At 57.0% G+C, this 9,878-nt stretch carries 10 protein-coding genes; all 10 read left to right on the plus strand.

The window, feature by feature from the left end; all coding sequences use genetic code 11:
* Nucleotides 1-26: 26 nt before the first annotated feature.
* Complete coding sequence (tagQ, locus tag AC1DLB_RS00100; protein WP_477784453.1) at nt 27-956, plus strand: type VI secretion system-associated lipoprotein TagQ; 930 nt, start codon at nt 27-29, stop codon at nt 954-956.
* An 845-nt stretch (nt 957-1,801) separates the two neighbouring features.
* On the plus strand, nt 1,802-3,358 hold the full coding sequence (tssA, locus tag AC1DLB_RS00105) for a type VI secretion system protein TssA (RefSeq protein WP_019650068.1): 1,557 nt from the start codon (nt 1,802-1,804) through the stop codon (nt 3,356-3,358).
* A 32-nt stretch (nt 3,359-3,390) separates the two neighbouring features.
* The gene (tssB, locus tag AC1DLB_RS00110; RefSeq protein ID WP_007934526.1) at nt 3,391-3,894 is read left to right on the plus strand and encodes a type VI secretion system contractile sheath small subunit; all 504 of its coding nucleotides are present in this window, start codon (nt 3,391-3,393) and stop codon (nt 3,892-3,894) included.
* A 28-nt stretch (nt 3,895-3,922) separates the two neighbouring features.
* The gene (gene tssC, locus AC1DLB_RS00115; RefSeq protein WP_019580436.1) at nt 3,923-5,398 is read left to right on the plus strand and encodes a type VI secretion system contractile sheath large subunit; all 1,476 of its coding nucleotides are present in this window, start codon (nt 3,923-3,925) and stop codon (nt 5,396-5,398) included.
* A 12-nt stretch (nt 5,399-5,410) separates the two neighbouring features.
* Complete coding sequence (gene tssE / locus AC1DLB_RS00120; protein ID WP_018927433.1) at nt 5,411-5,818, plus strand: type VI secretion system baseplate subunit TssE; 408 nt, start codon at nt 5,411-5,413, stop codon at nt 5,816-5,818.
* Between the two features lie 10 nt (nt 5,819-5,828).
* Nucleotides 5,829-6,341, plus strand: coding sequence for a PAAR domain-containing protein (locus tag AC1DLB_RS00125; RefSeq protein WP_064621122.1), 513 nt, complete (start codon nt 5,829-5,831; stop codon nt 6,339-6,341).
* On the plus strand, nt 6,338-7,144 hold the full coding sequence (locus tag AC1DLB_RS00130; protein ID WP_064621121.1) for a hypothetical protein: 807 nt from the start codon (nt 6,338-6,340) through the stop codon (nt 7,142-7,144). Before AC1DLB_RS00125 ends, AC1DLB_RS00130 begins: the two co-directional genes overlap by 4 nt.
* Nucleotides 7,145-7,429: 285 nt before the next feature.
* Nucleotides 7,430-7,630 carry a hypothetical protein gene (locus AC1DLB_RS00135; protein WP_019650072.1) on the plus strand — a complete coding sequence of 67 codons (201 nt, stop codon included), beginning with the start codon at nt 7,430-7,432 and terminating at the stop codon, nt 7,628-7,630.
* 63 nt (nt 7,631-7,693) lie between these two features.
* Complete coding sequence (gene tssF / locus AC1DLB_RS00140; RefSeq protein ID WP_019650073.1) at nt 7,694-9,481, plus strand: type VI secretion system baseplate subunit TssF; 1,788 nt, start codon at nt 7,694-7,696, stop codon at nt 9,479-9,481.
* On the plus strand, nt 9,445-9,878 hold a 434-nt coding region (locus AC1DLB_RS00145), incomplete at its 3' end, for a type VI secretion system baseplate subunit TssG (protein WP_477784454.1). The genes tssF and AC1DLB_RS00145, both read left to right, overlap by 37 nt.

Consider the following 9,878-nt stretch of genomic DNA (forward strand, 5'->3'; position numbering starts at 1 on the left):
GGTCAAACTTAAACGAGAACACAACTATGCTTTCCTCCCGTAAAGCTTTTGCTTCGGTTTCCAAGCGTCACTTGCTGCTGATCGCTGTTGGCTTCAGCACCGTACTGACCGGTTGCGCTACGTCGCCGACGTCCAAGGTCGCCTCGAGCACCAAGGTCGAGTACTACCCGAACTGCTACGAGCCGGTGCAGCACCTGCGCGCCACCGATTCGAACATGACCAAGTCGGTGGTTACCGGTGCGGCTGTCGGCGCTGTCGGCGGTGCACTGTTGGGCGCCCTGACCGATTCCGAGAACCGTGGCCGCAACGCCGCCATCGGTGCAGCAGGCGGTGCCCTGGCGGGCGGCGCGGTCGGTTACTACAACGAGCGTCAGAAGCAGATCGCCGATGACAACCAGCGCATCGCGTCCTACGCCTCCGACGTCAACAAAAGCGCCGCCGACATCGACCGCAGCACCGCGTACGCCAAGGCTTCGCAACAGTGCTACCAGAGCGCGTTCACCAAACTGGTCGCCGACCGCAAGGCCAAGACCGTCAGCGACACCGAGGGCCGCAAGCGCCTGGCAGAAATCGTCGCCGGCCTCAAAGAGTCCAACGACCTGATCGTCGCGGTGAACGGTAAAGCCAGCGAAGACCYGAACAACTACACCCAGGCCTACGAAAAAGACCTGCAGCAAGTAGGCGTGCAGCGCACTGACGTGGTCACCGTGGCGACCGCCGACACCACACCGGTCGTGACCCCGACCAAGAGCAAAAAAGCGGTGAAACCGGCGAAAAAACCGGTGCTGCCAACCGTGCCGAAAGAAGCGGTCACCACCGAGAAAACCCTGCAAACCGCACAAGCCAAACAGGCGGAAAGCAAGCAAGTCGCCAGCGCAGGCACCACTCAGGTCAACAGCATGTGCAAGAACCCGGACCTGGGCGACTGGGCACCGGTACCTTGCCCGAATGTTTGATTGAGCTTTCTGTAGGGCTTTGATCATTCCCGCGCGCTGCGTGGGAATGATCTGTACTGGCTACGCCTGGGCGCCATGCGCCGCCATCTCCTGCGCTGGCAAATGATCCAGCGCTCGCTTCACCAGCAACTGCGGATTATCCGCCATTCTGCTCAACGCCAATTTACATCCCTGCCAGCCTCCATAGGGGATGCCGAGTTGGAGCAAGCGCAAACTACCCGACACGCTTACAAGCGAACAAAAGAATGATGTCGGACGCCTCCAGAAAGTACGTCAGAGTTTTCCGCGTTTCAGAATGTTGCGTCAGCAACGCGCGAAGGGCTTTCGATACTTTTGTAAGAAATTTGAGGCGAACAGAATATGTATTTGGAGAGAAGTGGATCAAATACAAGGCGCCATCATTTTGACGGAGCCTTGTATTGCTTATTGTCTGTCACTGCTATGTCCATAGATGACTGTAACTTTTCGGAAACCTCCTACATTTTTCATTTTTTATTTTTGTCATGCTGGGTTCCGCTTCAGGGCGTGAATGTTCAGTGATTATCCACTGGTTTGATAAACCGCTCTGGCCCAATGGTTTCGGGGGCAATGCGTCGAGATGGGAGGGTTAAAGCCAGCGTCAGGGAATCCCCTGTCACATATAGGGCTTTCTCCTACATGCAATAGAGAAACCGCCGTTTTATTGTTTATTTGGGTGCTTGCTAATGGCCATCATTGTGATTAGGATGCGCGCACTTGAAAGAGCACGAACTCAATTGGATGAGACTCATCGCAGCTCTTTGATACTGTCCGGCGCCATTGCAACTGCAATGGCCGCATGACCGTTTTCCTAATTAAGGCCATGGATGTCCTACTCAAGCAAACTTTCTGCCCATTACCTTGAACTCGCAAAAGCCTCTGTTTCCCAAGAGAGTTTCGCGGGCGAGGATGTTCGCTTTTCGAGCGAATACGAGGCATTGGAAAGCGAACTGGCCAAAGCCCAGTCCATGCACGAAAGTGGTCAGATCGACTGGCTGAAAATCCGTGAAAACAGTGAAAACCTGCTGCGCACTCAATCCAAGGATTTGCGTGTCGGCGCGTGGCTGACCTGGGCGCTATACCAGCGTGAATCCTTCCAGGGGCTGCTGGCCGGCCTCGGTTTGTTGCACCATCTTTGCGAAAACCACTGGGCTGAAGTTCACCCGAACAAGGCCCGCACCCGCTCCGCCGCCATCAGCTGGTTGGTGCCGCGTCTTGAACAGGTGCTGAACGAAAACGTTGCGATCAAAGAGCAGCTGCCGCTGTTCCGCCGGCTGGTCGAGCATCTGGAAGGCCTCGACGCCGCGTGCACCGAGCACTTGGGCGATGACGCGCCGTTGCTGCTGCCGATCTCCCGCCGCTTGAAAAACATGGTTCAGCGCGCTGCCGACAACCAGCCGGAGCCCGGTGTGGTGGGCGCCGCAGTGGCCCAGGTCAAGCAGGCTGCGACTCAGCTGTTCACCCCCGGCGCACCGATCGACAACGAGAAAGAAGCCCATAAGGCCCTGCGCGCTCAGCAGGAAAGCGCCCGTCCGTTGTGCGCCTGGTGGCTGAAGCAGAAAGCCACCGACCTGCGCGCCCTGCGCCTCAATCGTACGCTGCTGTGGCTGCCCATCGACGCGGTGCCCGAGCGCAATGCCGAGCAGATCACCGTCCTGCGTGGCGTGCCGGCAGACAAACTCAAGGCCTATCAGGACCGCTTCGACCAAGGGAAATACGCTGATCTGCTGGTAGAGCTGGAGGCGAGYCTGGCGAAGGCGCCGTTCTGGTTCGATGGCCAGCGAATGGTCTGGGAATGCCTTCAGGGGCTGAACGCCGAGATGGCCATGCGCGAAGTGGAAATCCACTTCGCGCTTTTGGTTCAGCGCCTGCCCGGCATCATCGAATTGCGTTTCCACGACGGCGCGCCGTTCGCCGACCCGGCCACCCGCGCCTGGATCAGCGCCCACGTCATGCCGCACCTGCAAAGCGCCAGTGCGCCGCGCAAGGTCGAAGTCGCCGATACCCAGCCGGCCTGGGAACTGGCCCTGGAAGAAGTCATGCCGATTCTGCGCAAGGACGGCCTCAAGGCCGCCGTGCAGATCCTCAAGCAGGGCCTGCAAAGCGCCCACGGCGGGCGGGTTCGGTTCTTCTGGCAGTTCGCCCTCGCGCGGCTGTGCTTCATGGCCAAGAAATACGAACTGGCCAAGACCCAACTCGAAACCCTCGACCAAACATTACAGGACTCAGGCCTGCACGCCTGGGAGCCCGATCTTGCGCTGGAAGTGCTGCATTTGCTGCATAGCTGCTGCGAGTTGTTACCGCAGAACCATGCAGTGCGTGAACGCAAGGAAGAGATTTATCGCAGGCTGTGCCACCTCGATCTCGAAGTGGTACTCGAATAGGCCCCAGGGCCACAACCGCAAGGAGAAAAGCCATGGCCAAAGAAGGCTCGGTAGCCCCCAAGGAACGCATCAACGTCACCTTCAAACCCGCCACCGGCGGTGCTCAGGAAGAGATTGAACTGCCGCTGAAACTACTGGCAATCGGTGACTACACCCACCGCAAGGACGAACGCAAAGTCGAAGATCGCAAGCCGATCAGCATCGACAAGATGACCTTCGACGAAGTGCTGGCCAAGCAAGAGCTGAGCCTGACGCTGAGCGTACCGAACCGTCTTCAGGAAGAAAGCGACACTGAAGAACTGGCCGTGCAACTGCGCGTCAACTCGATGAAGGACTTCAACCCGGCATCCTTGGTCGAGCAAGTGCCTGAGCTGAAAAAACTGATGGAACTGCGCGACGCGCTGGTGGCCCTCAAAGGCCCGCTGGGTAACGCGCCTGCGTTCCGCAAAGCCATCGAAGGCGTGCTCGCCGACGACGAATCCCGCGGTCGCGTACTCGGTGAGCTGGGCCTGAACGCCGCAGCCCAGGACGCCTGAGCCCCCATCAGCCAAGGAAGCCAACACAATGAGCACTAGCGCAGCACAGCAAAAGAGCAACGAGAACGGCGAATACAGCATTCTCGACAGCATCATCGCCGAAACCCGCCTGACCCCGGATGACGAAGCCTACGACATCGCCAAGCGCGGTGTGTCGGCGTTCATCGAAGAGCTGCTCAAGCCGCAGAACAACGGTGAGCCGGTCAAGAAGGCCATGGTCGACCGCATGATCGCCGAGATCGATGCCAAGCTCAGCCGCCAGATGGACGAAATCCTGCACCACCCGGACTTCCAGTCCCTGGAATCGTCGTGGCGTGGCCTGCAGTTGCTGGTCGACCGCACCAACTTCCGCGAAAACATCAAGATCGAAATCCTCAACGTCTCCAAGGACGACCTGCTGGATGACTTCGAAGATTCGCCGGAAGTGATGCAGTCGGGCCTGTACAAGCACATCTACACCGCTGAATACGGCCAGTTCGGTGGTCAGCCGGTTGGCGCGATCATCGCCAACTACTACATGTCCCCAAGCTCGCCGGACGTGAAACTGATGCAGTACGTGTCCAGCGTAGCCTGCATGTCCCACGCGCCGTTTATTGCTGCCGCCGGCCCGAAATTCTTCGGCCTGGAAAGCTTTACCGGCCTGCCGGACCTGAAAGATCTGAAGGATCACTTCGAAGGCCCGCAGTTCGCCAAATGGCAGAGCTTCCGTCAGTCGGAAGACTCCCGTTACGTTGGCCTGACCGTGCCGCGCTTCCTGCTGCGTAACCCGTACGACCCGGAAGAAAACCCGGTCAAATCGTTCGTGTACAAAGAAACCGTCGCCAACAGCCACGAGCACTACCTGTGGGGCAACACGGCCTACGCGTTCGGCACCAAGCTGACCGACAGCTTCGCCAAATTCCGCTGGTGCCCGAACATCATCGGCCCACAAAGCGGTGGCGCGGTTGAAGACCTGCCGTTGCACCACTTCGAAAGCATGGGCGAAATCGAAACCAAGATTCCTACCGAAGTATTGGTTAGCGACCGTCGTGAATACGAACTGGCCGAGGAAGGTTTCATCTCCCTGACCATGCGCAAAGGCTCCGACAACGCGGCGTTCTTCTCCGCAAGCTCGGTGCAGAAGCCGAAGTTCTTCGGCATCAGCGCTGAAGGCAAGGCTGCAGAGCTGAACTACAAGCTCGGCACCCAACTGCCGTACATGATGATCGTCAACCGCCTGGCTCACTACTTGAAAGTGCTGCAGCGCGAGCAACTCGGTTCGTGGAAAGAACGTACCGACCTCGAGCTGGAACTCAACAAGTGGATCCGCCAGTACGTGGCCGACCAGGAAAACCCGAGCGCCGAAGTCCGTGGCCGTCGTCCACTGCGCGCAGCCCAGATCATCGTCAGCGATGTTGAAGGCGAGCCGGGCTGGTACCGCGTCAGCCTGAACGTGCGCCCGCACTTCAAGTACATGGGTGCCGATTTCACCCTGTCGCTGGTTGGCAAGCTGGACAAAGAGTAAACGGAGCGACTCATGACTGGATACGGCAGCCTTTTCGAACGCCTGGGTGGCGACGCGGACAAACGCGTCGGCTGGAGCCGCGAGGTTTCCGCCATGGCGTCGGTGGCTGCCCATCTGGCCAAGATGCTCAGCACCCGTGCGGGCAGCGTGCAAACGCTGTCCGATTACGGGCTACCCGATCTCAATGACATGCGCCTGAGCCTGCACGACTCCCTGAGTCAGGCCCGCCGGGCCATCGAAAGCTTCATCGAAGCCTACGAACCGCGCCTGAGCAACGTGCGTGTCATCTCCCTGCCGCGTGACAACGATCAGCTTCGCCTGTCCTTCAGCATCGAAGGCCTGCTGGAAGTTGATGGTTTCAAGCGCCAGGTCAGTTTCGCCGCGCGCCTGGATGGCAGCGGTCAAGTAAAGGTCAATTAAGGAGACTCCGATGTCCGGCAAACCCGCAGCACGCGTATCCGACCCCACCGCTTGCCCGCTCCCCGGCCACGGCACCAACCCGATCGCCGCCGGTTCCGGCGACGTGTTCTTCGACGGCCTCGCGGCCGCCCGCCAAGGCGATGCCTCGGCGTGTGGTGGTGCGATGGTTGGCGACCTTGCAACGACTGTTTTGATCAACGGTAAACCGGCGGCGACCGTGGGCTCCGTTGGTGCTCATGGCAATAAAGTTACGGCCGGGTCTTCGACGGTGATTATCGGGAACTCTCACACGCCGGTTCCGTTTATTCCGCCGGTTCCATTGATGCTGTTTTCCCATTGTCAGCATGTTGTGATGGAAGATCAGGATGGAAATCCACTTCAGGATATTCCTTATCAGATTACAACCGCCAAAGGCGAAGTTATCTCCGGGCAAAGTGATGCAATGGGCAGAACCCAGTTGGTAGGGGGGGAAGAAGGTGAAACTTTTGACTTTCACGCCGCAATTGATGGAGCGTCGGTATGAGTGCCGAAATTTTGTCTACCTTGATGGCGCGGTCAATTGCGTTAACTCCAAAGTCAGATCCCGTCGGGAAAAAAGTTACCTATAAAGTATTCTGGAAAACGACTGCTTTCTGGACGGATGCAGATATTGCTGCTTATCACGACGAAGCACCATTGATTGCGGAAAAACTGATCAATGAAAAATATTGGGATAAAAACGGCGCTGTAAAAAATAATAAGTTTACGTGTGAAGACTTTGCTCTGAGGGTTTTATGCGAATTTGCGTCTAAGCGTGGATTGCCGGTAAAGCTGAAAACGGGTGTTAGAACTTACCGGAATATGGAGAATTACACCGCAGCGCAGCATGATCGTTACGCTTCCAATATGTACGGCTTTAGCGAAATGGTCATGTTGACCTATGGTGCTCCGGATATGCAGGAAGTGGGTGAAAATACTCTGGCTGTGGATGCAGTAGAAAGCCTGATGCCCGGGGACATCCTTGCGCAGGCTCTTGATCGTCCTGGAGATGTTGCGCACCATATCCAAGTCGTAGTCGGAATTAATACCTCCAGAATTGACATCAGGCAGGGTAATACTAGTGGTTGGAGTACCCGCCCTAATACAACATTTCAGAGATTGATTGGCTCTAACATGGCTGATCCGCAGAATGATGGATATGCGGGTATGTCGATTGAAAAAGGATTTTATGAGAAGGCGGTTGTTGGGTGGGATTATAAAAATATGGCTAAAGGCTCTACGGATGAAGACTTTTTGAAAAACTTCCAATTGTATCGTTGGAATTTCATGGGGTTTAATAAAAAATGAGTTTTGACGTCTATTTGGCAGTGTTGGCTGATAGTGATTTGTTTGGAACTTTGGCGATTTTTTGTTTTTTTGCGGCGATTGGTAATTTGTTTGTTAGGGTTAGAAACTCAAAGTGGCACCGAGTTTTGACTTTTTTGTGTCTGGTGTCCATTACATTGCTCGAAGTGGTTGGCAGTTATTATGCCAACTTACCGCCTGCGTGAATGCAGACTTTTTTCTGTGGTGTTTTGGCACTGAAACTGCTGCTGCTCTACAACGGAAGTTTTACTCAAGAGGATGTAAGGGATGAGCGGTTATCTGGCCGTATTAGCTGACAGTGACCTATTCGGTACGTTGGCCATTTTATCGCTGATTCTAGCCCTGACTGGGCTACGCAATAAAAGCCGTAACTCGAAGCTTCATAGGTTGCTGACGTTCATTGTCTTGATGGCGATACCGGTGATGCACGGCATTGGCACCTATTTCCTGAATTTGCCTCCCGCATAAATATGACCACTGAGCAAAAACACGTATCTAGCTCACCCAAATTCAAAACCAGGCAGCCCATCCATGTCCTTTAACCACTACTACCAAAGCGAACTCACCGCACTTCGCCAGTTAGGTCGTCGTTTCGCCGAGCGTAGCCCGGCGTTGGCGCCTTTCCTTGGTCAGGCCGGGCGGGATCCGGATGTGGAGCGGTTGCTGGAGGGTTTTGCCTTTCTGACTGGCCGTCTGCGCCAAAAGCTCGACGACGAGTTGCCGGAGCTCAGCCACTCGCTGATGCAGTTGCTGTGGCCGAACTACATGCGGCCGCTGCCGGCGTTCAGCATTTTGCAGTTCGACCCGTTGAAGCGTTCCGGGCCGGCGTTGAGGGTTGAGCGTGATACGCCGGTCGAGAGTGTGCCGGTCGATGATGTGCGCTGCCGTTTCCGTACGTGCTACCCGACCGAGGTGTTGCCGCTGGATCTGGCTGCGCTGAATTACTCGGTGAAGGGTGACGGTTCGCTGTTGAGCCTGCGTCTGGAGATGAGCGCGGATGGTCACCTCGGCGAGTTGGAGCTGAGCCGTCTGCGTCTGCACTTTGCCGGTGAGCGTTACATCAGCCAGATGCTTTACCTGAGCCTGTTGCGCAACCTCGAAGGCATCGAGCTGATCCCGCTGGACGGCGCCGGCAAGCCCATCAACGGCGTAAGCGGTCAACCGATGGCGTTCAAGATGCCCGGCGACCGTGTGCAGCCGGTGGGTTTTGCCGAAGAGGAAGCGTTGATCCCGTATCCGCTGAACACCTTCCGCGGCTATCGCTACCTGCAGGAGTATTTCGCTTTCCAGGACAAATTCCTGTTCGTTGATATCAACGGTCTGGACCTGCTCAAGGCATTGCCGGAAGACACCCTCAAGCAAATGCGCGGCCTTGAATTGCGCTTCGATATTCGCAAGAGCGGCATCATGCGGATGCGTCCGACCCTGGACAACGTGAAGCTCTATTGCACGCCGATCGTCAACCTGTTCGAGCACGATGCACTGCCGATTCGCCTCGACGGCAAGCAGGACGAATACCTGCTGCTGCCGGCCGAATACGACCTGGAAAACTGCGGCGTGTTTTCGGTGGAAACCGTGACTGGCTGGAAGCCCGGCGGCCTCGGTTATCAAGAGTACGTGCCGTTCGAATCCTTCGAGCACGACCCGAGTTTCGACGTGCCCAACAGCCGTCCGCATTACAGCATCCGCCAGCGTTCGTCGTTGCTGCACGACGGCCTCGACACCTACCTGAGCTTCGGCATCCGCCACACCGAAGCCCATGAAACCCTGTCGATCGAGCTGATGTGCACCAACCAGAACCTGCCGCGCAAGCTCAAGCTCGGCGACATCCGCATGGCCTGCGAAGAGACGCCGGAGTTTTTGAGTTTCCGCAATATCACCCCGGCTACCTCGAGTTTCGCGCCGCCGCTGAACCGCGACTTCCTCTGGAAGCTGATCAGCAACATGTCGCTCAACTATCTGTCGCTGGCCGACGTCAACGCGTTGAAGGTGATTCTCGAAACCTACGACCTGCCGCGCTACTACGACCAACACGCGGAAAAAGTCAGCAAACGCCTGCTGGGCGGGCTCAAGTCGATCAAGCACCAGCATGTCGACAGATTGCACCGAGGGTTGCCGGTTCGCGGGTTGCGCACCGAGCTGACCATCGACCCGGAAGGGTATATCGGGGAGGGCGACCTGTTCGTGTTCGCTTCGGTTCTTAACGAGTTTTTCGCGCTTTACGCCAGTCTCAATTCGTACCACGAGCTGCGGGTAAAAAGCACACAGGGAGAGGTGTACCAATGGACACCACGTATGGGCCTGCAGCCCCTGCTTTAAGCGGGCTGACCCGGGTAATACGCGAGTACTCGCTGTTTCAGGCCGTGCTGCTGGTGATTGACCGGCTGCGCGATGCACACCCGCACCTGAGCGAAGACGACCTGTACGACCAGCTGGAATTCCAGGCCAACCCGAGCCTGGGTTTCCCTGGCAGCGACGTCGATCGCGTGGAGTTTTTCGAAGAACACGGGATGAGGCGCGCGCGTCTGCGTTTCAACCTGATCGGCCTGGTCGGCTCCGGTTCGCCGTTGCCTGCGTTTTATGGCGAACAAGCGCTGGGTGACAGCGAAGACGGCAACCCGACCCGTAACTTTCTCGACCTGTTTCACCATCGCCTGCAACGGCTGATGCTGCCGATCTGGCGAAAGTATCGCTACCGCGCCAGTTTCCAGAGTGG

The organism is Pseudomonas sp. 05N434, from assembly GCF_056396965.1.

Bases quoted from the DNA above. Each gene is read 5' to 3' on its own strand.
- tssE (WP_018927433.1), top strand. From the start codon at position 5,411: ATGACTGGATACGGCAGCCTTTTCGAACGCCTGGGTGGCGACGCGGAC.
- tssC (WP_019580436.1), top strand. From the start codon at position 3,923: ATGAGCACTAGCGCAGCACAGCAAAAGAGCAACGAGAACGGCGAATAC.
- AC1DLB_RS00125 (WP_064621122.1), top strand. From the start codon at position 5,829: ATGTCCGGCAAACCCGCAGCACGCGTATCCGACCCCACCGCTTGCCCG.
- tssF (WP_019650073.1), top strand. From the start codon at position 7,694: ATGTCCTTTAACCACTACTACCAAAGCGAACTCACCGCACTTCGCCAG.
- AC1DLB_RS00130 (WP_064621121.1), top strand. From the start codon at position 6,338: ATGAGTGCCGAAATTTTGTCTACCTTGATGGCGCGGTCAATTGCGTTA.
- tssB (WP_007934526.1), top strand. From the start codon at position 3,391: ATGGCCAAAGAAGGCTCGGTAGCCCCCAAGGAACGCATCAACGTCACC.
- AC1DLB_RS00135 (WP_019650072.1), top strand. From the start codon at position 7,430: ATGAGCGGTTATCTGGCCGTATTAGCTGACAGTGACCTATTCGGTACG.